General features: G+C 45.4%; 26 protein-coding genes. 6 read left to right on the forward strand and 20 right to left on the reverse strand.

Annotated elements, in window-relative coordinates:
- Window positions 1-3 precede the first annotated feature (3 nt).
- The 6 genes from MHH79_RS16420 to MHH79_RS16445 all read right to left on the reverse strand — a co-directional run bounded on the left by MHH79_RS16420 (window position 4) and on the right by MHH79_RS16445 (window position 6,497).
- Entirely contained in the window at window positions 4-942 is a 939-nt protein-coding gene (locus tag MHH79_RS16420) for an isochorismatase (protein ID WP_063334600.1), read from the reverse strand.
- 27 nt (window positions 943-969) lie between these two features.
- Window positions 970-2,589 (reverse strand): (2,3-dihydroxybenzoyl)adenylate synthase, encoded by a 1,620-nt coding sequence (locus tag MHH79_RS16425; protein WP_181220090.1) that lies wholly within the window; start codon window positions 2,587-2,589, stop codon window positions 970-972.
- Between the two features lie 28 nt (window positions 2,590-2,617).
- On the reverse strand, window positions 2,618-3,814 hold the full coding sequence (dhbC, locus tag MHH79_RS16430) for an isochorismate synthase DhbC (protein WP_251217609.1): 1,197 nt from the start codon (window positions 3,812-3,814) through the stop codon (window positions 2,618-2,620).
- Window positions 3,815-3,839: 25 nt separating this feature from the next.
- A complete protein-coding gene (locus MHH79_RS16435) occupies window positions 3,840-4,625 on the reverse strand; it encodes a 2,3-dihydro-2,3-dihydroxybenzoate dehydrogenase (RefSeq protein WP_047183123.1) in 786 nt (261 codons plus the stop codon).
- 192 nt (window positions 4,626-4,817) lie between these two features.
- Entirely contained in the window at window positions 4,818-5,687 is an 870-nt protein-coding gene (gene besA / locus MHH79_RS16440) for a ferri-bacillibactin esterase BesA (RefSeq protein ID WP_309530118.1), read from the reverse strand.
- Between the two features lie 213 nt (window positions 5,688-5,900).
- Window positions 5,901-6,497 carry a sulfite oxidase-like oxidoreductase gene (locus MHH79_RS16445; protein ID WP_003228739.1) on the reverse strand — a complete coding sequence of 199 codons (597 nt, stop codon included), beginning with the start codon at window positions 6,495-6,497 and terminating at the stop codon, window positions 5,901-5,903.
- Between the two features lie 102 nt (window positions 6,498-6,599).
- Here MHH79_RS16445 and MHH79_RS16450 point away from each other — a divergent pair, with 102 nt between their 5' ends.
- Entirely contained in the window at window positions 6,600-7,202 is a 603-nt protein-coding gene (locus MHH79_RS16450; RefSeq protein ID WP_029318475.1) for a biotin transporter BioY, read from the forward strand.
- 68 nt (window positions 7,203-7,270) lie between these two features.
- Here MHH79_RS16450 and MHH79_RS16455 read toward each other — a convergent pair whose 3' ends face one another.
- A complete protein-coding gene (locus MHH79_RS16455; RefSeq protein WP_003228736.1) occupies window positions 7,271-8,599 on the reverse strand; it encodes a Na+/H+ antiporter family protein in 1,329 nt (442 codons plus the stop codon).
- 147 nt (window positions 8,600-8,746) lie between these two features.
- On the reverse strand, window positions 8,747-10,249 hold the full coding sequence (locus tag MHH79_RS16460; RefSeq protein WP_015251314.1) for a leucyl aminopeptidase: 1,503 nt from the start codon (window positions 10,247-10,249) through the stop codon (window positions 8,747-8,749).
- A 157-nt stretch (window positions 10,250-10,406) separates the two neighbouring features.
- On the opposite strand from MHH79_RS16460, the gene MHH79_RS16465 reads away from it, so the two are divergent.
- Window positions 10,407-10,883 (forward strand): divergent PAP2 family protein, encoded by a 477-nt coding sequence (locus MHH79_RS16465; protein WP_100505776.1) that lies wholly within the window; start codon window positions 10,407-10,409, stop codon window positions 10,881-10,883.
- Between the two features lie 29 nt (window positions 10,884-10,912).
- Here the strand turns inward: MHH79_RS16465 and spsC are convergent, their stop codons facing one another.
- The 4 genes from spsC to MHH79_RS16485 form a co-directional block, all read right to left on the reverse strand.
- Window positions 10,913-11,569: a stationary phase survival protein SpsC gene (gene spsC, locus MHH79_RS16470; protein ID WP_080286255.1), complete on the reverse strand. Its 657-nt coding sequence runs from the start codon at window positions 11,567-11,569 to the stop codon at window positions 10,913-10,915.
- Between the two features lie 103 nt (window positions 11,570-11,672).
- Window positions 11,673-11,993 (reverse strand): YuiB family protein, encoded by a 321-nt coding sequence (locus MHH79_RS16475; RefSeq protein ID WP_003228728.1) that lies wholly within the window; start codon window positions 11,991-11,993, stop codon window positions 11,673-11,675.
- Between the two features lie 53 nt (window positions 11,994-12,046).
- A complete protein-coding gene (locus tag MHH79_RS16480; protein WP_003243733.1) occupies window positions 12,047-12,190 on the reverse strand; it encodes a YuiA family protein in 144 nt (47 codons plus the stop codon).
- A gap of 172 nt (window positions 12,191-12,362) precedes the next feature.
- Window positions 12,363-13,583, reverse strand: a complete 1,221-nt coding sequence (locus MHH79_RS16485; RefSeq protein WP_340034727.1) for an NAD(P)/FAD-dependent oxidoreductase — start codon at window positions 13,581-13,583, stop codon at window positions 12,363-12,365.
- A gap of 331 nt (window positions 13,584-13,914) precedes the next feature.
- Here MHH79_RS16485 and yumC point away from each other — a divergent pair, with 331 nt between their 5' ends.
- Window positions 13,915-14,913: a ferredoxin--NADP reductase 2 gene (gene yumC, locus MHH79_RS16490; RefSeq protein ID WP_003220618.1), complete on the forward strand. Its 999-nt coding sequence runs from the start codon at window positions 13,915-13,917 to the stop codon at window positions 14,911-14,913.
- A gap of 38 nt (window positions 14,914-14,951) precedes the next feature.
- On the opposite strand, the gene MHH79_RS16495 is transcribed toward yumC, so the two are convergent.
- On the reverse strand, window positions 14,952-15,092 hold the full coding sequence (locus MHH79_RS16495; protein WP_003228723.1) for a hypothetical protein: 141 nt from the start codon (window positions 15,090-15,092) through the stop codon (window positions 14,952-14,954).
- Between the two features lie 278 nt (window positions 15,093-15,370).
- Here MHH79_RS16495 and guaC point away from each other — a divergent pair, with 278 nt between their 5' ends.
- The gene (guaC, locus tag MHH79_RS16500) at window positions 15,371-16,351 is read left to right on the forward strand and encodes a GMP reductase (RefSeq protein WP_015483645.1); all 981 of its coding nucleotides are present in this window, start codon (window positions 15,371-15,373) and stop codon (window positions 16,349-16,351) included.
- A gap of 73 nt (window positions 16,352-16,424) precedes the next feature.
- Here the strand turns inward: guaC and paiB are convergent, their stop codons facing one another.
- The 6 genes from paiB to MHH79_RS16530 form a co-directional block, all read right to left on the reverse strand.
- Window positions 16,425-17,048, reverse strand: a complete 624-nt coding sequence (gene paiB, locus MHH79_RS16505; protein ID WP_063334604.1) for a protease synthase/sporulation negative transcriptional regulator PaiB — start codon at window positions 17,046-17,048, stop codon at window positions 16,425-16,427.
- 23 nt (window positions 17,049-17,071) lie between these two features.
- Window positions 17,072-17,590: a spermidine/spermine N(1)-acetyltransferase gene (paiA, locus tag MHH79_RS16510; protein WP_063334605.1), complete on the reverse strand. Its 519-nt coding sequence runs from the start codon at window positions 17,588-17,590 to the stop codon at window positions 17,072-17,074.
- A 338-nt stretch (window positions 17,591-17,928) separates the two neighbouring features.
- Window positions 17,929-18,291 carry an iron-sulfur cluster assembly accessory protein gene (locus MHH79_RS16515; protein WP_003244166.1) on the reverse strand — a complete coding sequence of 121 codons (363 nt, stop codon included), beginning with the start codon at window positions 18,289-18,291 and terminating at the stop codon, window positions 17,929-17,931.
- A 78-nt stretch (window positions 18,292-18,369) separates the two neighbouring features.
- Entirely contained in the window at window positions 18,370-19,224 is an 855-nt protein-coding gene (gene dapF / locus MHH79_RS16520; protein WP_063334606.1) for a diaminopimelate epimerase, read from the reverse strand.
- Window positions 19,225-19,346: 122 nt separating this feature from the next.
- Window positions 19,347-20,561 (reverse strand): NupC/NupG family nucleoside CNT transporter, encoded by a 1,215-nt coding sequence (locus tag MHH79_RS16525; RefSeq protein ID WP_003228710.1) that lies wholly within the window; start codon window positions 20,559-20,561, stop codon window positions 19,347-19,349.
- Between the two features lie 137 nt (window positions 20,562-20,698).
- Window positions 20,699-20,935 carry a YuzB family protein gene (locus MHH79_RS16530; protein WP_003222913.1) on the reverse strand — a complete coding sequence of 79 codons (237 nt, stop codon included), beginning with the start codon at window positions 20,933-20,935 and terminating at the stop codon, window positions 20,699-20,701.
- A 262-nt stretch (window positions 20,936-21,197) separates the two neighbouring features.
- Between MHH79_RS16530 and MHH79_RS16535 the strand changes: the two genes are divergently transcribed.
- Complete coding sequence (locus tag MHH79_RS16535) at window positions 21,198-22,265, forward strand: NAD(P)/FAD-dependent oxidoreductase (RefSeq protein WP_003228707.1); 1,068 nt, start codon at window positions 21,198-21,200, stop codon at window positions 22,263-22,265.
- Window positions 22,266-22,290: 25 nt separating this feature from the next.
- On the opposite strand, the gene MHH79_RS16540 is transcribed toward MHH79_RS16535, so the two are convergent.
- On the reverse strand, window positions 22,291-22,617 hold the full coding sequence (locus MHH79_RS16540; RefSeq protein WP_021480530.1) for a YuzD family protein: 327 nt from the start codon (window positions 22,615-22,617) through the stop codon (window positions 22,291-22,293).
- Between the two features lie 99 nt (window positions 22,618-22,716).
- On the opposite strand from MHH79_RS16540, the gene MHH79_RS16545 reads away from it, so the two are divergent.
- The gene (locus MHH79_RS16545; protein WP_010886606.1) at window positions 22,717-23,052 is read left to right on the forward strand and encodes a NifU family protein; all 336 of its coding nucleotides are present in this window, start codon (window positions 22,717-22,719) and stop codon (window positions 23,050-23,052) included.
- Window positions 23,053-23,090 lie beyond the last annotated feature (38 nt).

Here is a 23,090-nt window from a genome sequence, read left to right on the forward strand (position 1 = left end):
CTTTTATAAATAATCCGCGTTTGGCAGCACTTGCTGGCTCCGGGTTGTGAGCAATTTCTGCCATTCTTCGATCGTTGGGCGTTCAGCCAATTCTACGAAAGTCACCTCTGCCCCTTCACGGCGCCATTGTTCCACCAATGTCATGATCCTTACCGAATCAAGACCGCGATCGAGCAAATCCTCTTGATCTGTGATGTCTTCCGGTGTTTCTTGTAGAAGCTCAGCAATTTGTTTACGGATATTCTCACATGTAAACACGTTCTTTTTGCCAGTGTTTGCTGACGTTTTTTGAACGTCTGCCGGCGCATTCTGCAGCTGATCAAGAAGACTGTCAGTCATCACGGTAAACGCACAGCGTCCAGCCGCATAGTCCAGCGCCATTTGATGTTTTTCTAATGAAAAATCAGCAACTGCATCTCCCACAAAAAAGGCTTTAATATCCTCCATAAATGCTTCACATGCTGTAACTAGACAGCCGATATGGGCGTAAATTCCTGTAATGATCAGCTGATCGCGTCCCTCTTTGCGCATCATTTCAAGCAGATTCGTTCTCTTAAACGCGCTGTATCTCCATTTTGTCAGCACAAGATCATCATCCTCTGGTGCCAGCTCGGTTATAATTTTCTCCTCATAAGGACCGCTGTTTAATCCCGGGCCCCAAAAGTCTGTCAGCAGCGCACGGTCAGCCGGATTTTGGCTTCCCGGCTGTGCGGTATAGACAACAGGAATCCCAAGCTGAACACATTGATTCTTCAGCTTTTGTATATTCGTTGAAAGCTCTATTACCGGAGACGCTCCCGCTGTGAAAGCATCGACAAAATAGTTTTGCATATCGTGTATTAACAAGACAGCCCGATTCGGATCAGGCACCCATGATACTTTGTTTTGCGGCATATCAGATGCTGTCGGCATTTGATACGGCTGAATGGCAGGTATAGCCATTTGAACACTTCCTCTCAAATTGTTGTTTTATTTTTTTGACCCTGCAAGAAGTTTCTCGGAAATGGCTTCACGAAGAGCCTTTTTGCTTACCTTTCCTACCCCTGTCTGCGGAAAGGATTCGACAAATTCAACTCGGTCAGGGATTTTATATGCCGCCAGTCCGCGCTCTCTCAAAAATGCTTTGAGCTCTGCGGCTTTTGGGGCTTCATCCCTGGGAATAATGAACACACAAGATCTCTCACCAAGAAACTGGTCAGGCATGGAGACCATTGCCGCATCATGGACAGCCGGATGCGCCAGCAGATGATTTTCTACCTCTTCAGCCGCAACCTTTTCTCCTCCACGGTTAATTTGATCCTTCGCCCGGCCTTCAACGACAATATAGCCGTCTCGTGTCAGCCTGACGATATCACCCGTACGGTAAAAACCGTCCTCAGTAAATGAAGCGGCGTTATGCTCTTCTGCCTTATAGTAACCTCGAATTGTATACGGTCCCCGCGTCAGCAGATGGCCTGTTTCACCAGGTTTTACGTCGCGATCATGATCATCCCAAACACGCACTTCATCATATGGGGACATCGGTCTTCCTTGAGTGTTGACAATGATCTCCTCAGGATCATCCAATCTCGTATAATTGACGAGACCCTCTGCCATTCCGAACACCTGCTGCAGCGTGCAGCCGAAAACAGCTTTTACCCTGCGCGCGGCTTCAGCACTAAACTTGGCACCGCCGACCTGCAGCACTTGAAGGCTGGACAAATCATCACGGCGTGAGGATGCCGCATCCATCCATACCATGGCAAGAGGCGGAACAAGAGCGGTTATCGTGACCTTTTCGCGTGCAATCAAAGGAAATGCGTCATCTGGACTTGGAGAAGGAGATAATACCACTCTTCCTCCAGCGTATAATACGCCGAGAACGCCAGGTGAGCTCAGCGGATAATTGTGTGCCATCGGCAGCGCGGCCAAGTACACCGTGCTGTGGTCGAGCCAGCAGACCTCCACACTCCGCTTCAGGCTGTATATGTAGTCATCGTGGGTCCTCGGAATCAGTTTCGATAGCCCGGTGCTCCCGCCGGAAAGCTGGAGGAACGCCACATCCGAAGATTTGACTTCAGGCAGTTTTACAGGTTCTGTATGCAAATCCTCGAGCGGCAAAAATTCCTCTGCCTCACCTGCGACAATGATGTTTTTCAAAGTCGGCAGCTTGCTTTGAACCTGTCTGGCAAGCGAACGGTAGTCAAAACCGGAATATGCGTCGGGAATGATATATGCAGCAGCTTCAGCAAACTCGCAAAAATATGTAATTTCACTGCTTCGATGAGAAGGCAGTGCGAAGACTGGAAGCGCCCCCAGACGGAAAAGCGCGAAAATGACTTCAAAAAACTCTTTGATATTTGGCAGCTGCACCACAACACGATCCATCTGTTGAATGCCGAGCTTCTGAAATCCGGCAGCCAGGCGATCAGCCCTTGTGTCAAGCTCTCGATAGCTCCAATGGGTGTTTCCGCATGTAATGGCAATGCGATCACCATATTTGGCTGCCCGGTCCCTTAACAAATCTCCAAACGTTTCACCGGCCCAGCAGCCGTTCTTTCGATAGGTCTCAGCTAACTCATCAGGCCAAGGCGTAAATCCTTTCAGCATGTTGTATCCCTCCAGCAATTCATTCTGTTCATATGTGATCCACGCCCATTGCCCGCAGCATTGTCTGAAACTTTGCGGACGTCTCCTGAAGCTCGTCCTCGGGCTTTGAACCGGCCACAACACCAGCTCCAGCATACAGGCGGAGTGAGCATTCTTCTGCCTCTGCACAACGGATGGTCACGATCCATTCTCCGTCACCGGCATCGTCACACCAGCCGACCATGCCGGTAAAGAAACCGCGGTCAAATGGTTCAATGCTGAGAATCGCTTCTCTTGCAAGATCAGTCGGTGTTCCGCAGACTGCTGGCGTCGGGTGGAGCGCCGCCGCCAATTCAAGTGCAGTTACAGACGGATCGGAAAGCTCTCCCTTAATCACGCTGGACAGGTGCCACATCGTTTCCGTTTTGATCAGTGAAGGCTTCTCCGGAACCTCCAGCGTCCGGCAGAAAGGTCTCAGCGCTGCCGCAACCGCGTCAGCGACAACCGCGTGCTCATGAAGATCCTTTGCGGAAGAAAGCAATTCAGCTGCCCGGCGCTGGTCTTCAACAGGATCATTACTGCGCGGCCTTGAGCCGGCTAATGGATTGGAAACGACCTGTGTTCCCATCCTTGAAACGAGAAGCTCCGGACTTGCTCCGAGCAATGTTCGGCGGGGAGACGTTTCCTCCTGGCTGGACACGTCTGCGGCAAACGTGTAGCCATGCGTGTTATGCTGAGCCAGATGGCGAAGCAATTCATCCGTCTGAATCGGTTCAGGCGATGTCAAATGCAGCGATCTGGATAGGACGATTTTGCTGAGTGTTCCATCGGCAATGCGTGTCAGCCCTTGTTCAACACCATTTTTATAATCCTCAGGTTCAGGAACAGGCTTTATGTGGTATGTATGCCCAGCCTGCTGTTCCTTTTCCTCATGATCAAATTGAAGCGGTCCTGACCAGCGCACTTCCTCAGGTACAACGAGCCGCGCTGCTTTTACTTGATCAAAAGGAACGGCCCCGACAACAAGCGGCCGGCTTTGCCCTGATTGTTTTGCCTGACGCAACGTCTCTGCAATTCGGCCAGAAAGGGTTTCTATTTGGTTTTGCCCGTCTGCCTCCGGTACGATTTCACATATGCCTTTCGCTAACAGTACACGATGAGGAGACGCTAAGAAAAAGGCGCCCGGCTGATATTCATGAAGCAAATGCTCCGCTTTTGTTTCTGTTATAACGTTTTGATCCAACATTCTCATGAACCTCCTTTAAATTCAGTTACACGCCTAAGGTCGCGCCGCCATCTACGACTAAATTATGCATCGTAATATGCCCTGCCTGGCCAGAAACCAAAAAGAGCACCGCATCCGCAATATCCGAAGGCTTGGCTAGTTTTTTGAGCGGGATCCCTGTTTTAAATGTCTCAAGTGATCCTTTTATGACTTGCTCCGCTCCATTCTCGTCGGCCCATAATGACCACTGCATGTCTGTTTCCGTTGATCCGGGAGATACAATGTTGCAGCGAATATTGTATTCTGCAAGCTCAAGGCCAAGGCATTTCGTAAACATCACAGCCGCAGCCTTTGAAGACGCATATGCCGCCATAGATGTTCTTGGTACACCGGCAGCATTCGATCCAACTGTTACAATCGAACCTGATCTTCGGTCCATCATATATTTGCTGACTGAACGCGAGGCGTTAAATACGCCAGTCGAATTCACTGAGAACGTCGCCTCCCATTCCTCATCGCTAAGTGAATGGATCAGTCCCGGGCGAAGGACACCCGCTACATTCACTAAAATATCAATCGGCCCCATTTCACGTTCAATGCGCGCCGTGATCTCGTCAATCGCCGCGCTGTCTCTCACATCCGCAGGAAAAGCTTCTGCATGGCGGCCTTCTGCTTTGAGGCTGTTCACAACCTTATCCAGCTTTTCAGGATTATAATCAACTGCCGCAATATGTGCGCCTTGACTGGCAAGCGTCCGCGCAACAGCTTCGCCTATTCCTTGGGCAGCCCCTGTTATAAAAGCAATTTTTCCCTCTATACCCTTTGCATTCATATCATCAATTCCTTTCTTCGCTCTAAATGCCGAACAGACATCCAGCGAAAAAGACTGCTGCGCCTTGAAAAACGCAATCTATTGATAATGATTATCATTATCAATTATAAAAATAATCATATCCAAATGTCATGTGACAGTCAAATATAATTTCAGTGACAAATATTTTTTAAAGGCAAGGCTGAGTATGTCTCAGCCCATTGATAGATGCGGTCCGTCAGGGTGAAGCGCAAAACGCAGCGCCCGGCTGACCAAAACTGGAAGAACTGAAATATGTCCTTCTCCTGAAAACTCGCAAAATTCTGCCCGTATGCCTTGTTCAGATAAAACGGCCAGCCGCTCATAAAGCTCCCTTGCATTATCATTCATCCGGCTTTTATGATGCTGCTCCAATTCTCCTGCGGCAAGAAGGATATTGATAGGCTGATTGTTTTTCTTGGTGAGAGAGACGAAATCGTCCGTTTTCTCGAGAATAAACGGTTTATTCCAATGAATGGACGGACTTCCCGCGATATACGTTTGAAACGCATCGGGCTTTGTTAGCAGCACCTGCAGCACGAAAAGCCCTCCGAGCGAATGGCCAAAGATTGTTTGTCTTTTTTTATCAATCTGGTAATCTCGTTCTATCTCCGGTTTTAAATCCTCTTCAATAAATCTGAAAAAGCCCTCCGCTCCGCCATGCTCCGGCCATTCTCTGCCGTCGGGCCTTTCCGGCAGCTTCGATTGGGCTGTTGGCATTGTAAAATCCCGGTGGCGCGCTGAGGAGAACGGCTCCGCTGTCTCATAGCCAATGCCGACGATCACTGCAGGGATCACCCCGGTTTTTTCGGGTCGGCGTCCCTGTATTCGAACGGCTTCCGTTATCGTTCCGAAGACAGAATTGGCATCCAGCAGATAAATCACAGGATAACCAGCGGGTGGCGGCGGCGTACTAGGTTTCGAGATAAAAATGTGATAGGTACGGTTTTCATTGCGTGACGACATCATACGCACTTCCGTACCAGGAATCGTAAATGCGTTTGGTGTCCCGCCATTTGTCCGGTCTGTTGTTTGCTCTTTCATGCAGTACGACATTCCTCTCCTTAAACTAAACCGCAATGTATGATAATGATTTTCACTATCAACTAGACACCTCAAATAATAGGTTTTCTTCCAAAGAAAGTCAACTTTTTCCCGAATAAAAAAGGCACCTTGATCAAATAAGGTACCTGCAGACTATCAATATGGAAGTAAAAATCCAATAAAGATGTGGATTGTCCTATTTGAAATAGAACCTTAATCCCATGTAAACCTTTGATTTTGCCAAGGATCGCCTCTCATGTGATAGCCATTCCGCTCCCAAAAGCCAGGGTGATTTTCTTTCGTAAATTGGATGCCGCGCAGCCACTTGGCGCTTTTCCAAAAATACAGATGCGGAAATACACCCCGCAGCGGAAAGCCGTGTTCAGGGGTTAAAGGTTCGCCATTATGCGCATAAGCCAGAAGGGAAGTTTCCGCTAAGAAATCATCAAGCGGCAGATTGGTCGTCCAGCCCTCTTCAGCATGTAAAATGACGTAGCCCGCTTCTTCTTTTACACCCGCTTTTTCCGCTATATCACAAGCCCGCACGCCTTGCCACACATTATCAAGCCTTGACCATCCCGTGACGCAATGAATGTCATTTTTCGATTCATACCGTGGAAAGGCTTTGACATCTTCAAAGCTTAGCAGCATCGGATGGTCAACCAAACCGTATACTTGAAGATTCCATTTCGTCATATCTTCGTAATATGGGACATCTCCGGTATGAAGCACAGGAAATGAAGTGGTGACGTTTTGATTTGGCGGCACTCTTCCAGATTGATCGGACTGTCTTGTTTTTCCGAAATACATATGGAGCCCTCCTTTTTGTTAACCTAATTCAAAGTAATGTTGACAATCTTTTTGTTCTTTATTACTCTATGATTGTGTATGTCAACCTAAGGGGGAACAACGATGAAACAACGTAAACTTCGTGCGGGAGATATGGCGCTAATTGGCATGTTCGCCGCACTTATGGCTGTCGGGGCCAACATTACATCAGTAGCACCCTTTTTACAAGTAGCCGGCATTCCGCTTTCGATGCAGCCGTTTTTCTGTCTCTTGGCAGCTTTGCTTCTTGGCAGCAAACGAGCAGCGATTGCCATGATTGTATATGCACTTGTGGGATTGGCCGGAGCGCCTGTGTTTGCTCAATTTTCAGCAGGCTTCGCACCGTTTGCAGGGAAAAGCGGCGGGTTTATTATCTCATACATCCCGGCAGCATTTGCAGCGGGATGGTTTTTAGAACGAAACATTCAGCCAAGTAAAATTCGATTTCTCATTGCTTCACTTATCGGAACGGCGATCATGTATCTCATCGGCACTACCTATATGTATCTTGCACTGAAGCTGTGGATTCATACGCCAGTGAGCTACGGCACGGCTTGGGGCTTTATGATTTGGTTTATGGTAAAAGATACAGCGCTGGCTGTGATACTGTCGTTTATCGCACCAGCAATCTACCGCTCTATTCATAAAGCAACCGGCTTTAACAGAAATCACATATCGTCCATGTAAAACCGTTCTATTGGACGGTTTTTTTATCATAACGAGAAAAGGCTCCCCAGTAAAGGGGAGCCTTTTTCCTATAAAACAAGCGCTGCAATCCAGCCAAAGATGACAAGCGGAATATTATAAAATATAAATGTCGGCACACAAGTATCCCAAATGTGGTGATGCTGGCCGTCCGCACTCAAACCTGAAGTCGGCCCAAGCGTACTGTCACTGGCAGGTGAACCGGCATCGCCGAGGGCAGCAGCAGCTCCGATAATCGCAATCGTTGCCATCGGGCTGAATCCAAGCTGCATGCATAGAGGCACGAAAATGGTTGTGATAACAGGAATCGTCGCAAAAGAAGATCCGATCCCCATTGTAATTAATAAGCCGACAATGAGCATCAGCAATGCACCTAATGACTGACTGTGTCCGATAAAACCAGCTGACGTTTTGACCAGTGACTCGACATCTCCGGTTTTCGTCAACACGTTTGAAAACCCGGCTGCAACAAGCATGACAAAGCCGATAAAGGCCATTAAAACCATTCCATCAGTAATCAGTGAGTCCGCTTCATCACGCTTCATCACACCGCTGACAAACAGAACAATCAGACCAGCGAGCGCCCCCATAATCATTCCTTCTACTCCCAAAGTCTGAGATAAGTAAAGCTGGACGCCGAGTGACACGACAATGGCTAGAACCGCGATACCAATGCTTTTTCTCGTATATGGCGATGCTTCTGCACCTGAAATGTCTTTTGTTTCATATTGTTTCGGTTTACGGTATACGATCACTGATAAAATAAGGCCGACAACCATACCTGCAACTGGAATAATCAGTGCGTACGGAATATCAGCAAGCGGAACGTTTAACCCCGCATCCGCCATATTGTCCTTCAGCATTCCCTGGAAGATTTGGCCGAAACCGACCGGAAGCAAAATATAAGGAGCCGTTAAGCCAAATGTAATTACACACGCGATCAGACGGCGGTCCATTTCAAGTTCATTAAAGATTTTCAAAAGCGGCGGAATCAGCACCGGGATAAACGCGATGTGAACCGGAACGACGTTTTGCGAAAAACAAGATACAATTAAAATAATCAGCACAATCAGCACCTTAGAAAGTGCTTTTTTTCGAGAATCTTCTTTATTTCCGATTAATTTAACGGAGGCTTCCACCATTGCGTCCGGAAGACCCGTTTTCGTCAAAGCGGCGGCAAACGCGCCAAGCATAGCGTAGCTGACTGCAACGGTGGCATTTCCGCCGAGACCGTCTGTGAAAGCTTTAACCGTTTCGCCAAGACCGAGCCCGCCTGTTAACCCGCCGGCCAAGGCGCCTATAATTAATGCGATAACAATATTGACACGCAGCAGGCTTAATACAAGCATAAGCAGGACTGCGATGACGACTGCATTCATGATGATACCCCTCCAAAAATCCTTTAGTTTGCTAATGTAGTAGATAAATAAAGTACGAACGTATCGTATCATAACCGATCCACTTTAGTCAACTAAAGATTCCGGAAGAAAAAAATCCCTGCCGCATCGTACAGCAGGGATTTTTGATTACTCGTTTTTATCTTCTTCCAATGTAAATCGCTCCGCAAGTGTAGCCAGTGTTCTTGCCATAACGCCAGTAGCCCCGGCCGGCCCGAAGCAGGTTGCTTTATTGGCAGTCGCTGTGCCTGCAATATCAAGGTGAACCCAAGGTGTTGACTCAGCGAATTCACCAAGAAACGTTCCTGCCATAATCGCATGTCCCTCGCGTCCCGGTGAATTGTTGAGATCCGCCATTTGGCTGCTTTTCACGCGTTTTTTATCCTTCTCTGTTATCGGCAGCTGCCAGATCGCCTCTCCGCACTCTTGTGCAGCATCAGCTACCTGCTGGTAAAAGCTTTGATCATTTGTCATTGCACCGGTTGTTTCTGTTCCTAATGCCACAACGACGCCGCCGGTAAGCGTAGCTACATCGACAAGAACTGACGCGCCATGCTGTTTCGCGTATGTAATGCCATCTGCAAGCACTAGCCTTCCTTCAGCATCCGTATTAAGGATTTCTATTGTTTTTCCGCTTAAAGATACGATCACGTCATCCGGCTTCATGGCCCCGCCGGAGATCATATTATCGGTTGATGGAATAACGCACAGCACGTTTTGCTCAGGACGAAGCTCTCCGATCGTTTCCATAGCCCCGAGAACCGCAGCTGCTCCTCCCATATCTGATTTCATGCCGACAATTCCAGATTTCGTTTTAATGGAGTAGCCGCCTGTGTCAAAGGTAATTCCTTTCCCGACTAGTCCGACGACGTCTTCCCATTCCTTTTTGCCCTGATATTTCAACACAATCATTTTCGGCGGTTCGGTGGATCCTTGGTTTACCGCAAGTATTCCGCCCATACCGAGCTCTTCCATCTCTGATTTCTCCAGTATCTCACACTCAAAATCATATTTCGCCGCAAGCTCCTCAGCATACGAAGCGAGGTCAGTCGCTGTCAGCATGTTTCCCGGCATATTCACAAGCGTTCTAGCCGAATTTGTCCCTTGTCCGTATGCCTGGCCGACGCGAAGCCCCGCCTGCACTTCCTGTGTATCTTCATCTGTTACAACATACACGGCTTCAATTTGTTTGTCAGGCTCATTTGATTTGTGCTTATAATCCTGCACCTCATAGGAAGCAAGCAGGCAGCTCTCTGCTAAAGCATGAGCGGCATCGGCTGGAGGCACGTCTTCCGAAATAAACGTATCAAGCAGAACAGCAGTTTCTTGTTTTCGATCTTTATGAATGGCTTGAAAAACATGAGCAAAACGTTCCTTCGCCTGTTCAAACGAATAATTTGCTTCTCTCCCCAGACCAACGAAATAAATCCGTTTCATACCCGCAGAAGATGGAGGGAATACTTTTGATACTTGATTCGGTTTCGCAGAGACATCACCCTCTTTTAAAAGCTGTGTCAGATGGCCTTCGAGCATTTCATCAATTTCCAACGCTTTTCCTGTCAGCTGGCTTTTTTGAAAAAGCCCGACCACAAGGGTTTCTGTATGCTCTGATTGTTGAACCGCATAAAACATGAGGCTTACACTCCTAACGTAATGGGTATTTGTAATGAACAATGGTATAATAGGAAAAACATTCTTTCCACTATACTTATTTTAACAAACAACAGTCTAAGACTTGCTTTTTTCTTTTGAAACACGAAGGATTTTTCAAATAGAAAGGATGTCGCCGATGGAACTTTTAACGAATTTTCCTTTATTATCAAGCCTGGCCGCAATTATTTTTGCTCAGGTCATCAAAGTGCCCATACAGTTTATCGTGTCCAGAAAACTGGACTGGTCGCTGGTCACAAGCACAGGCGGCATGCCGAGCTCTCACTCCGCAGCGGTCACTGCGCTTTCAACAGGCATAGCCTTGGAGCATGGATTAGACTCCTCACTCTTTGCGGTTTCCGCCATTTTCGCCGTCATCACCATGTTTGACGCAACTGGCGTCAGACGTCACGCCGGTGAGCAGGCAACAGTCATTAATAAGCTTGTCATTGATTTTAACCGTTTCGTAAATGAAGCGAAGGACTTCCCTAAGGCTGCAGAGAAAGAAAAGCAAAAAAAGCTGAAAGAGCTTCTCGGACATCAGCCGATCGAAGTCTTTTTCGGAGGCCTCACAGGTATTTTACTGACATTGGCACTCGCTTACTTTTTCATGTAAAAAAACGCTCCTGCTTTCGCTGGAGCGTTTTATTCTTTCACAGTTTTATATTGATTTCTGAACACTTGCAAAGATTTTGTTTCATTGAGCTTCTCAAGCTCATCCTCGGTAATCTTTCCCGTTCCCTTTTTAATCACATATACATCAAGGGTTTTTTTGCCCCATTCATTGTATACATCTTTGACTGTCTCATAGTACAGATCAAGGCGGTTTCCCTTAATAGCTGATCCTGTGTCGGCCACAACTCCGAGACCGTAGTTCGGAATGAATAAAATTGTTCCGATCGGGAAAACGGACGGGTCAGCAGCAACCGTGGAATATAAATCCCGTTTCACTTTCACACCTGAATATGTAAGCCCGTATAATGGATCACCGGGATTTTTGCCCGTCGACTCAGCTCCTGCTGTGTAGCCTGTTGCTGTTACTCTTTGGACTGGATATTCATCCCAATCAAATGCCTCTTCTAACGGTTTTGTTTTATCCTCAGCCGCGGACGTGGTTTGTGTTTGTTTCTGCTGCAATGCTTTTAATGTCAGTCCTGCATGCTTCAAGTGCTTTTCCTGATGTTCCTGCACCCATTTTGACAAGTCCTTCGCTTCAATTCCTGACACTGATAAAAATGTCGTGCCAAATGCAAGCAGAAATAAACAGGTCATCAGCAAACGTCTGATCATATTCAACATCATTCACCTCTCCTCCGAATCATTGTTCCCAAGTGGAGAGAGCATTATTCAAAATGATGAATGAGTTGAACACATAAAAAAAGCTTTCTTTAGAAGAAAGCGGCATTTAAAACATTTGATATCCTCTTTTTCTGAGCATGTTGATCGCTATACCGGACACGATGGCGCCGGCCAAACCGCTGGCTAAAATCAGCACATCGGCAGCCGCTAATGATAAGACACGATGAAACAGGCTGGCAAAGGATTCTCCCGGCGACTGGACATAGCTGATCAGCTTTTCTTTGCTGATAATGAAAAGGCATACAATCGGATAAATCACAGCCATAATCCAAGACATTCTCAGCAGCATGTTTAATAAGAAACCGATTCCAAAAAACAAGACAAAAAACAAAACAATTGAGATGATTACGACTGGCAGACTAATCAACCTATTCCACCCCCCTGCGTTGTTTTTAGTGTAACGCGGGGGCTGAAATAAAGTCAACGGCTGGAAAAAGAATGACTGTCTTTTCCTGTCCCCTGGCAAGACGGACAAGTCTCTGAACCGCCGAGAATCAATTGAAAATATCCTTTCCCTGAACAAAATGGGCATGCATGTGAAGCGGTTGTCGTTGCAGTTTTCATCTAATCATCACCCTTTTTCTTAATTTTCTGATAATATACCATATCAAGCTGTCAACAATAAAGTCAGATCATGTGACAAATCTTTTGATGTAAGCGGAAACATACTTATTTTCCTCTCATTCTCTTTTTATTTTGGCGTTTTTTAATAAAGAAAACCCGCTTCCGCGGGTTTTTAGAAAAACTTGAACTTGCCTTTTTTCAGTGTCAGTCCGAGTCCGCCAATCATAAACAGCGAGCGGTTATCAATGACTTTTTTCATAAACGAAGCCGGCGTGCCTTTCAGCTTTCTGCCATAAACAACCCCAACCGCGTTATGCTCGCCAAGAGAAGCCACTGTTCCCTTAATGTCCGGCTTGAATTCCTCAAGCTCTCCGCCTTTAATTAGCCTGCCAAGGTTTTTAGCAACCGTTATGCCCTGCTGCATTGCAATTTGCGCAGTCGGCGGATACGGACGCTCTGTATCTTCATTCATAAACAGCGAGCTGTCGCCGAGAATAAAGACATTGTCATGTCCTGGGGCGCGAAGATCAGGGTTGACTTTCACCCGGCCGCGCATATTTTCAAAACCGGCTTCCTCTACAATCGGATGGCCGCGGACACCTGCTGCCCATACAACGGTTTGCGATTTGATCTGCTCTGGTTCCTCATCTTTTTTGCCGACTCTGACTCCTTCCGGGGTACATTCTTGTACAGCTGTGCCGATCTTGAACTCAACTCCGTTTTCCTCAAGGAAATGTACGGCGTAATCAACAAGTTCCGGATCAAAGCCCGGCAAAACGGTCGGCGCTGCTTCCACACAAATGATGCGGACAAGACTTCTGTCAACGTCATACTCCTTACAGAGCTCCGGCACGCGAGCCGCCAGTTCGCCAAGGAATTCAATGCCCGTAAATCCGGCGCCGCCAACAACGATCGTTAACCTGTCCGGCCGTTTTTCCGCTTCCGTATTGTAAGTCGCAAACTGCAGCTCAATATGTTCCCGCAGCAGGCGCGACGTGTTGATGTTGGCAATCGGAAACGCATATTCTTTTAAGCCTTTAATGCCGAACGTTTCAGGCACGGCGCCGAGCCCGATGACTAAATAATCGTACTGCAATTCTCCATTCGCAAGCACAACTTTTTTCTCTTCAATTTTGATTGCCTTTACGGTATCCTGTACAAAATTCACCCGTGACTGGTTGATTACATCTTTTATCTGATAACGGCAGCGGTCATGATGGAGCGTACCCGCGCTCGCTTCATGCATCCATGTCGTTTCATAATGATAATTGTGTTTATTTACAAGCGTAATTTCAGCATCATTCGGACCGACATATTTCGTCAGCCTCGTCACCGTCATCAATCCGCCATATCCTGCACCTAAAATCACGATTTTGGGCTTATTCAATGCCATCACATCCACCTTCTCTTTTTTTGCTTTTGTTAGACCCATAATAAAATCATCATTTGTGTTAGCTTCAGCTTATTGGCGGGATTTTATGAAATATATTGAAAAGTTTTTTGTGAAGTCCTTACCCATAGCACTATTATCATGTTTATCCGGCTGGCCCAAGAAACATTCAGAAAAAGATCATTTCATTTGGTTATTATCGTAGCGGCCTGCGGAAATATTTTCAAGAACGGATGGGCACGTTAGATCCTTACGATTTTTTCTGCTGACTCGTCAATTTGAACGGCAATATGGTATAATTAATAACAATTTTCATTTAGGAGGCAATTTTCGTATGCGAGAGGATACAAAGGTTTATGATATTACAATTATAGGCGGGGGACCGGTCGGCTTATTCACCGCTTTTTACGGCGGAATGAGACAGGCAAGCGTCAAAATTATCGAAAGCCTGCCTCAGCTCGGCGGACAGCTTAGCGCCCTATACCCTGAGAAGTATATATATGATGTAGCGGGATTCCCGAAAATCCGCGCGCAAGAGCTTATCAATAACCTAAAAGAGCAAATGGCGAAATTCGACCAAACCATTTGTCTGGAGCAAGCGGTTGAATCTGTTGAGAAACAAGCGGATGGCGTGTTTAAGCTTGTAACAAATGAAGAAACCCACTACTCTAAAACGGTCATCATCACTGCAGGAAACGGCGCATTCAAACCGAGAAAGCTGGAACTTGAAAATGCCGAGCAGTATGAAGGCAAAAACCTCCATTACTTCGTTGATGATCTGCAAAAATTCGCCGGCAGACGCGTTGCGATCCTAGGCGGTGGAGATTCCGCGGTTGACTGGGCGCTTATGCTTGAGCCGATCGCAAAAGAAGTATCGATCATTCACCGCCGTGACAAGTTCCGTGCGCACGAGCACAGTGTGGAAAACCTTCATGCGTCGAAGGTTAATGTCCTGACACCATTCGTCCCTGCGGAGCTGATCGGCGAAGACAAAATCGAACAGCTTGTGCTTGAAGAAGTGAAAGGCGACCGCAAAGAGATTTTAGAAATTGATGACTTAATCGTCAACTACGGTTTCGTTTCATCTCTTGGACCGATCAAAAACTGGGGCCTGGACATCGAGAAAAATTCCATTGTCGTGAAATCAACAATGGAAACAAATATCGAAGGCTTCTTTGCAGCAGGTGACATTTGTACATACGAAGGAAAAGTCAACCTGATTGCCAGCGGCTTCGGTGAGGCACCTACAGCAGTGAACAACGCCAAGGCTTACATGGACCCGAAAGCCCGCGTACAGCCTCTTCACTCAACAAGCCTTTTTGAAAATAAATAATAAAAAAGGGAGCTTGTGTCTGCGACACAGCTCCTTTTTTATTTGAAGATATTGATATAATTCAATGCAGTTCCTACAACCAGCGCAATCACAAGGGCTGCGACTACCCAGATCATTGCCATAATAATGCGGTCCTGAATCTTTTGGGACTTCGGTGTTTTTTCTTCGTTTTGGGCCATTTTATTCGCTCCTTTCCCATGTCCATGCCATAAAGAAAGCCTGGTGCTGAACGACCAAGCTTTGCTGAACGTATATCATTCGCGTTTTGATCCGCTCTCTAAGACCATTCGTTAAAACTATGATACCTAAACTCACCCTGCATGACAAGCTTCGGCACTTGCACCATACCTGCCAGGAAATCATAATGTTTGACATCCTAAATAAAACAGAGTACATTATAGAAGGCGAACATTTCATATAATATCATTTTAAATATTCGTTTTTAGGAGTGAAAAACATGGAAAACGTATTTGATTACGAAGATATTCAGCTAATTCCTGCAAAATGCATTGTAAATAGCCGTTCAGAATGTGATACATCCGTACGTTTAGGCGGACGTACATTTAAATTACCCGTCGTCCCTGCCAATATGCAGACGATTATAGATGAAAAACTAGCGATTTCATTAGCCGAAAATGGCTACTTTTATGTGATGCACAGATTTGAGCCTGAGACACGAATTAATTTTATTAAAGATATGAACGCACGCGGCTTATTCTCTTCTATCAGCGTGGGCGTCAAAGAGGAGGAATATGAATTTGTCCGCCAGCTGGCAGAAGAAAATCTGACTCCTGAATACGTGACAATTGACATTGCTCACGGGCACTCAAATGCTGTCATTGAAATGATCCAGCACCTTAAAAAACATTTGCCGGACAGCTTTGTTATTGCTGGCAATGTCGGAACGCCGGAAGCGGTCAGAGAACTTGAAAATGCGGGAGCGGATGCCACTAAAGTCGGCATCGGACCGGGAAAAGTATGTATTACGAAAATCAAAACCGGCTTCGGCACAGGCGGCTGGCAATTAGCGGCGCTGCGCTGGTGTGCCAAAGCAGCCAGCAAACCGATTATCGCCGATGGCGGCATCCGCACCCATGGCGACATCGCAAAATCAATCCGATTCGGCGCAACGATGGTCATGATCGGTTCACTATTTGCCGGACACGAAGAATCGCCAGGCCAAACGATCGAAAAAGACGGAAAGCTTTACAAAGAGTACTTCGGCTCAGCCTCTGAATTCCAAAAAGGCGAAAAGAAAAATGTCGAAGGCAAAAAAATGCACGTGGCGCATAAAGGCTCAATCAAGGATACACTGATTGAAATGGAGCAGGATCTTCAATCTTCTATTTCTTATGCAGGCGGAACAAAGCTTGACGCCATCCGCAATGTGGATTATGTGATTGTGAAGAATTCCATTTTTAATGGGGATAAATATTAATCATAAAAAAACGCCAAGTCAGCGGTTCTCCGCTTGAGTTGGCGTTTTCTGCTACTTCTTCAGCAAAGTAAGCTTATATTTGCTTTTTGAATTTATTTTCCATCAGTTCTGCCATTTGTTTTGCATTTGGATTTTCTTCATTTTGCAACTGTTCAATGATGTTCATATAATCCGTTTCATTTCGGTTCTGGCTTAATTTATATGCCGCTTGAATGTCTTCCACCTTAATCTTAAATCCAACGATACCTTTCAATTCACTTTCTAAGAGTTTTGGAGAAAGCTTATCCCATAAAACAGGATTGTCACGATGTTTTTCGTATTTCTCCAGCATGATTGTTAATTCTTCTGCTAATTCATCTTTCTCTAACATACTTGCTTTTCCATACATGTGGACAGCCTGATAATTCCACGTCGGAACATTTTCGCGTGAATACCAGGAAGAAGAAATATAAGCGTGCGGTCCCTGAAACATCACAAGCACATCTTCACAGGCTTCAAACGTTCTCCACTGAGGATTTCCATAAGCGAAATGCCCCGTAATATAGTAATGATCGTCTTTTTTATTGAATCCTAACGGCAAATGTGTGGCAATTGGTTTTCCTTGTTCTGTTGTGACAATCGTACCAAAGGAGTTTTCTTGAACAAAATTCCAAATTTCTTCAGCATTTGTGACTTTAAAATATTTTGGAATATACATCATCATCCACCCTTCGAAAAATATTATATGAGTGTTTTAGCCATGATTAAATCCGTTTGTTCTTCATCACCCATATAAAAAGAGTGGGCGCCGGTCTGAACAAACCCCATTTTCTTATAAAAGGCAATGGCATTTTCATTTTTTTCCCACACACCTAGCCAAATGTTCTTTTTATTACGTTCCAGCGCAATTTCTATAGCTTTATTCAACAGATGTTTGCCAAGCCCATGTTTTTGAAAGCTGTTCTTTATATAAATTCTCTCGATTTCAAGTGATTCAGCACCCAATTCTTCAGACTGAGCATCATCGATATTGACCTTTACATATCCAGCGATTTCATGATCAAAGTAAACAAAAAAGAATTGCGAAGACATATTGGATAACTCTTTTTCCAGTTGCTCAGTGTTAAATGCGCTTTCTAAATAGGATTTCATATTTTCAGGTGAGTTCTGTTCTTTAAAAGTGTCATTGAATGTTTCAATACTCAATTGTTGGAGTGTTTGTAAATCTTCCCGGCTGCATTTTTTCATTTTTACACTCATTGTTCGGATTCAGCCCCTTTATTAAAAATTCAATTGTCTTGCGTCCCTTTTTAATATATTTAAACACGGAAAAGTTACTGACCTTGTTACCATTCCAAAAATCTTCTTCATCATCAACTCCCTAACGTTTTTTGTTGTAAATGCAATAAAATATACTCCACATTAAATATAGCGTAATTTTGCTGTATTTACAACAAAAATCAAACAGCAATGCGGATTTTCTCTTGCCGAAGTTCCCGGAACTCTCTGCATCATTTCCCCATAATAAAAACGCCTCCCTTAACGATGATTTATCGCTAAGAAAAGCGTCAGTAATAGTTGCTATCCGTTTTTAGTGCTTAGCACTCTTCAGGCTTGCCTGCATTCGTTGCTGTTCTGAACGAAGAACCGCAGCCGCATGAAGCGATGGCGTTTGGATTGTCGATGGTGAAGCCGCCGCCGAGCATGGATTGTTTATAATCAATCACGGTGCCGTTCATGATGTCAAGGCTTTCTTTGTCAACTAGAACAGTGATGCCGTGCTGATCAAACACACTGTCTGATTCACTCTTTTCATGCTCAAAGCCCATGCCGTAAGAAAGTCCGCTGCAGCCGCCGCCTTTGACGCCTACACGCAGAAATGCGTTTTCTTCTTCATGCTCTTTCATCATATCTTTTATATGCAAAGCTGCTGCTTCTGTAATTGTTACCGGGTTGCTCATCATTGTGAACCTCCTTTTAAAAACCGGTTGCTGTCTTTTATTATAAACATGATCGTCCCAATTCTCAAACAAGGTGTTTTACAAGAAATAGACACCCTCACAAACGGTTTCAGCCGGCCCTGTCATCATTACATGGCCGTTATCTTTCCAGTTTATCACCAAATCCCCGCCTGCTAAATGTACCGTGATGTCTTGATTTCGCTTTGATACACCGTTTAATACAGATGCGACGGCCGCTGCACATGCTCCTGTCCCGCATGCCTGAGTAATTCCTGATCCCCGTTCCCAGACGCGGAAATGCAATTCTTGTTCATTCACGATTTCAACGAATTCCACATTGATGCCTTCCGGAAATCTCGGATCTTTCTCAATCACCGGCCCCAGTGTCGTTAAGGGTGCCTGTTCAATGTCTGCGATCGGAAAAACGATATGCGGATTTCCCATTGAAACGGCAGTGCCTGTTAGTTCTACTTCACCAAATGCCATCGTTTCATTGATTGTGCGCTCTTCCCCGCCGTCAAGCATCGGGAGCTCGGATTTTGTCAAGCGCGGTTCGCCCATATCGACAGTGACCACATTCACTTTTCCGTTTTCGACTTGAACCTCCGCTTTCACAAGCCCGGAGAGAGTTTCAATCAGAAAAGATGTTTCCTCAACCAGCTTATGCTCATATGCGTATTTTGCGACGCAGCGCAGGCCGTTGCCGCAGTTTTTCCCTTCAGACCCGTCATTATTAAAAATCCGCATTTTAACAGGCGCTTGGTCTGATGGGCATATCAGGATCATTCCGTCGGATCCGATCCCTGTATAAACAGAAGAAACCTGAATTGCAATCTCTGACAGTTTTTCTTCTGGAAGCTGTTCTTCAAATTGATTCACATAAATATAGCTGTTTCCCAGGCCGTGCATTTTGGTAAATCGAAATGAGTTCATAGGTGCCTCCAACTTTTTTTCTTTTTCTTAGTATAAAAGCTATTATAAGCGGACACAATACAATTATCCCCCGTTTTTCATACATAAAAGCTCCTTGCACTGACGCAAGGAGCTTTTATCGTTTATATAAACATGCCGGCAATGGCTGCGCTGAGCAGATTGGCTAATGTTCCTGCAAGAACAGCCTTCAGGCCGAGACGTGCGATATCTGAACGGCGGCTGGGTGCTAAACCGCCAAGCGTACCAAGCATAATCGCAATTGATGAAAAATTGGCGAATCCGCATAACGCGAAACTGATAATGGTAGCAGTTTTCTTAGAAAACTCGCCGATGTGCGGACCGAAGTTAGAATAAGCGACAAACTCATTCAGCACCAATTTCTGGCCGATATAGCTTCCCGCCTGCAATGCTTCATGCCAGGGCACGCCAATCAAAAAGGCGATAGGAGAAAACACATAGCCGAGAATGGATTCTAATGTTACGCCTTTTAAACCGAACAAGCCGAAAGCCCCGCCGAGAATACCGTTTACTACAGCGATTAACGCAACAAACGCAAGCAGCATCGCCCCAACGTTTAACGCAATTTGCAGTCCTGTTGACGCTCCCTTTGCAGCTGCGTCAATGACATTGGCTGCGCCTTCACCTTCATCCATTTTGAAATCGCTTTTTACGGTTTGCGTTTTTTCCGTTTCGGGTATAATCAATTTACCAAAGACTAGTCCAGCTGGAGCAGCCATAAAGCTGGCCGCCAGCAAGTATTCAATCGGAATACCGAGTAGCGCGTACCCAAACAAGGTAGATCCCGCAACTGCCGATAGACCGCTCGTCATAATCGTAAACAACTCAGAGCGCGTCAGCCCAGCAATCAGAGGTTTGATCACTAACGGAGATTCTGATTGTCCTACAAAAATATTGGCAGCAGCCGCCAGAGATTCCGTTTTGCTTGTTCCAAGGAGCTTCGACAATCCGCCGCCAATGACACGGAAAACGAGCTGCATGATTTTCAAATGATATAAAACTGCAATCAGTGCTGAGAAGAAAATGATAACGGGCAGTACACTTAATGCAAATGCCGGACTGTCTCCGACCTTTAGAAGCGGTCCAAAAATAAAACTGATGCCTTCATTCGCATAGTCAATCAGAAGCTGTACACGGCTTGAAAACCATAAAAAAACAGCGCGTCCCGCTTCCCATTTCAACACGATGTATCCAAACGCCACCTGTGTGCATAAACCAACGATGACGGTTCTTATCTTAATATTGCTTTTCTTTTCTGAAAATAAAAACGCGATAGCAATGATCGCAACTGCGCCCAGCAGCCCCCACAGAACATTCATGAATACTCGTACACCTCTTAAATTTTATTTAAAAAAATATCTTTTATACGATAACAATAATATTTTTTGATGTCTACACATTTTTTTAGTTCTTTTGTACGGCAAAATAAAAAAAGGGCCTGTCCAGGCCCTTTTCTTTAAAACATTGGATTTTCTTCAATAAAGGTATATATATTCTCAACAAGCTCGGCAGGCGTTTCACCCATGACGACTTCTCCGTTTACCAGAGCGAAAAGCGATTCCATGCATGTCCCGCAGTAGCTTAAGCAGCCATATTCAAGGACATCAAGGTTGGGATCCTTCTCCAAAATCGCCCGGGCTTCCTGAGAGCCGTGAGCCAGATTGCTGACACAAAATTCAATCATTGGATTCATGCGGTTTCACCTCACATATGTCCATTATCGCGAATTTTTTACTATTCGTCAAAGACAACGGATGATTCAAAATTTATTATCGTAACATATTATTTCTCAAATAACGTTTTACTAATTTGTGTTTTCAGGCTAAATTGTAGGTTATTTTGAAACTATTATTGTGATTTTAGATCAAATTCGATATAATTCTAGATGTTATTTTACATAGTTCGTATTTTCTTCAATGTGTCTATCATACTCTTCGGATTAAAGGGGAATTCAAATGAAAAAATTGGTCTTGATCGGCGGAGGTTACGGGAACATGCGTGTTCTTCATCGCTTATTGCCAAACCAGCTGCCTGATGATGTTTCAATCACGTTAATTGACAGAAATCCTTATCACTGCTTGAAAACAGAATATTATGCCCTTGCCGCAGGCACAATTTCTGACCATCATATCAGAGTGTCATTCCCAGAGCACCCTCGCCTGGATGTCCAATACGGTGATATCACATCAATTGATATTGTACAAAAACAAGTGCTGTTCCAAGATCGTGAACCGATTTCTTACGATGACGCCGTAATCGGGCTCGGCTGTGAGGATAAATATCACAACGTGCCGGGAGCGCCTGAATTCACCTACAGTATTCAAACCATCGATCAGTCCCGCGAAACCTACCAAAAGCTGAATAATCTGAGCGCTAATGCCACCGTCGCCATTGTCGGAGCGGGCTTAAGCGGCGTTGAGCTTGCAAGTGAATTGAGAGAAAGCCGTGATGACCTGAACATTATTTTGTTCGACCGCGGTAATCTCATTTTATCAAGCTTTCCCGAGCGTTTAAGCAAATATGTGCAAAAATGGTTCGAAGAGCACGGTGTCCGCATTATTAACAGGGCAAATATCACAAAAGTAGAAGAAGGCGTTGTGTATAACCACGATGATCCGATTTCTGCAGACGCCATCGTGTGGACAGCCGGCATCCAGCCAAACAAAGTCGTCAGAGACTTAGATGTGGAGAAGGACGCACAAGGGCGTATTGTATTAACGCCTCATCACAATCTTCCAGGTGATGAACATCTGTACGTTGTCGGCGATTGCGCCAGCCTTCCTCATGCACCGAGCGCCCAACTGGCAGAGGCTCAAGCAGAGCAGATTGTCCAAATCTTGCAAAAACGCTGGAATGGAGAAGCCCTGCCTGAATCAATGCCTCAGTTTAAGCTGAAAGGCGTCCTCGGTTCACTCGGAAAAAAAGCCGGCTTCGGGCTTGTTGCTGACCGTCCGCTGATCGGCCGTGTTCCGCGTATGCTGAAATCCGGCTTGCTGTGGATGTATAAACACCATAACGGTTAATGATAGAGAAGAACCGCTGATCAAGTCAGCGGTTTTCTGTATACCCATGCTTCTCCATTTCCTCATAAACGTCTTTTAATTTTGGATTGCCTTCACCGACAATTTTGTCTTCTACGAGCACAAGCGGATAAAAATACTCGTCATTTCTGATTTTTTCCGCAAGCTCTTTCGCATGTTCATTGTCAGGCGGCTCATGAATATCGATGTACTGCATCTCAAAAGGCTGATTTGGATATTTTCTTTTCAGCGCAGCCTCAAGCCACTCGTATGTATCCTTGGCTGTCGGCATATTTACACAGCTCGCACAAACGGTTTCTGCCCCGTATACGCTGAGCATGACTGGTTTCATCACTTGTAAACGCCCCCTTCTCCTATGTAAGTCTTTTCTTTTAAGTATACAGAGCCAAAGGACGTTTTTATAGAAAAAAACCGTTTTTGTGTTGAAGTCTGAATGTGCTATAATAGGGAGAGCAACTTTGCAAACCAAACAATAGATTTTTATTGTTACACTGAATATAATGGTTTTATGACGACGAAAGGAGCGAATGTCATGACTGAAGTTGAAATGAAAGAACAGGTGCAGGAAGTACTGGACAAACTTCGTCCGTTTTTACTTCGTGACGGCGGTGACTGTGAGCTTGTAGACGTAGATGAAGGTATCGTTAAGCTTCGTCTTCTAGGCGCATGCGGCAGCTGCCCAAGTTCAACAATTACGCTGAAAGCCGGAATTGAGCGCGCTCTTCTAGAAGAAGTGCCGGGTGTCGTTGAAGTAGAACAAGTTTTTTAATAAAGCAGCCAGGCTGATATTTGATCAGCCTGGCTTTT

This window comes from Bacillus sp. FSL K6-0993 (genome assembly GCF_037977205.1).
In the GTDB taxonomy this organism is placed as follows: Bacteria; Bacillota; Bacilli; order Bacillales; family Bacillaceae; genus Bacillus; species Bacillus subtilis.

Bases quoted from the DNA above. Each gene is read 5' to 3' on its own strand.
- MHH79_RS16420 (WP_063334600.1), bottom strand. From the start codon at position 942: ATGGCTATACCTGCCATTCAGCCGTATCAAATGCCGACAGCATCTGAT.
- MHH79_RS16425 (WP_181220090.1), bottom strand. From the start codon at position 2,589: ATGCTGAAAGGATTTACGCCTTGGCCTGATGAGTTAGCTGAGACCTAT.
- dhbC (WP_251217609.1), bottom strand. From the start codon at position 3,814: ATGTTGGATCAAAACGTTATAACAGAAACAAAAGCGGAGCATTTGCTT.
- MHH79_RS16435 (WP_047183123.1), bottom strand. From the start codon at position 4,625: ATGAATGCAAAGGGTATAGAGGGAAAAATTGCTTTTATAACAGGGGCT.
- besA (WP_309530118.1), bottom strand. From the start codon at position 5,687: ATGAAAGAGCAAACAACAGACCGGACAAATGGCGGGACACCAAACGCA.
- MHH79_RS16445 (WP_003228739.1), bottom strand. From the start codon at position 6,497: ATGTATTTCGGAAAAACAAGACAGTCCGATCAATCTGGAAGAGTGCCG.
- MHH79_RS16450 (WP_029318475.1), top strand. From the start codon at position 6,600: ATGAAACAACGTAAACTTCGTGCGGGAGATATGGCGCTAATTGGCATG.
- MHH79_RS16455 (WP_003228736.1), bottom strand. From the start codon at position 8,599: ATGAATGCAGTCGTCATCGCAGTCCTGCTTATGCTTGTATTAAGCCTG.
- MHH79_RS16460 (WP_015251314.1), bottom strand. From the start codon at position 10,249: ATGTTTTATGCGGTTCAACAATCAGAGCATACAGAAACCCTTGTGGTC.
- MHH79_RS16465 (WP_100505776.1), top strand. From the start codon at position 10,407: ATGGAACTTTTAACGAATTTTCCTTTATTATCAAGCCTGGCCGCAATT.
- spsC (WP_080286255.1), bottom strand. From the start codon at position 11,569: ATGATGTTGAATATGATCAGACGTTTGCTGATGACCTGTTTATTTCTG.
- MHH79_RS16480 (WP_003243733.1), bottom strand. From the start codon at position 12,190: ATGAAAACTGCAACGACAACCGCTTCACATGCATGCCCATTTTGTTCA.
- MHH79_RS16485 (WP_340034727.1), bottom strand. From the start codon at position 13,583: ATGGCATTGAATAAGCCCAAAATCGTGATTTTAGGTGCAGGATATGGC.
- yumC (WP_003220618.1), top strand. From the start codon at position 13,915: ATGCGAGAGGATACAAAGGTTTATGATATTACAATTATAGGCGGGGGA.
- MHH79_RS16495 (WP_003228723.1), bottom strand. From the start codon at position 15,092: ATGGCCCAAAACGAAGAAAAAACACCGAAGTCCCAAAAGATTCAGGAC.
- guaC (WP_015483645.1), top strand. From the start codon at position 15,371: ATGGAAAACGTATTTGATTACGAAGATATTCAGCTAATTCCTGCAAAA.
- paiB (WP_063334604.1), bottom strand. From the start codon at position 17,048: ATGTATATTCCAAAATATTTTAAAGTCACAAATGCTGAAGAAATTTGG.
- paiA (WP_063334605.1), bottom strand. From the start codon at position 17,590: ATGAGTGTAAAAATGAAAAAATGCAGCCGGGAAGATTTACAAACACTC.
- MHH79_RS16515 (WP_003244166.1), bottom strand. From the start codon at position 18,291: ATGAGCAACCCGGTAACAATTACAGAAGCAGCAGCTTTGCATATAAAA.
- dapF (WP_063334606.1), bottom strand. From the start codon at position 19,224: ATGAACTCATTTCGATTTACCAAAATGCACGGCCTGGGAAACAGCTAT.
- MHH79_RS16525 (WP_003228710.1), bottom strand. From the start codon at position 20,561: ATGAATGTTCTGTGGGGGCTGCTGGGCGCAGTTGCGATCATTGCTATC.
- MHH79_RS16530 (WP_003222913.1), bottom strand. From the start codon at position 20,935: ATGAATCCAATGATTGAATTTTGTGTCAGCAATCTGGCTCACGGCTCT.
- MHH79_RS16535 (WP_003228707.1), top strand. From the start codon at position 21,198: ATGAAAAAATTGGTCTTGATCGGCGGAGGTTACGGGAACATGCGTGTT.
- MHH79_RS16545 (WP_010886606.1), top strand. From the start codon at position 22,717: ATGTGCTATAATAGGGAGAGCAACTTTGCAAACCAAACAATAGATTTT.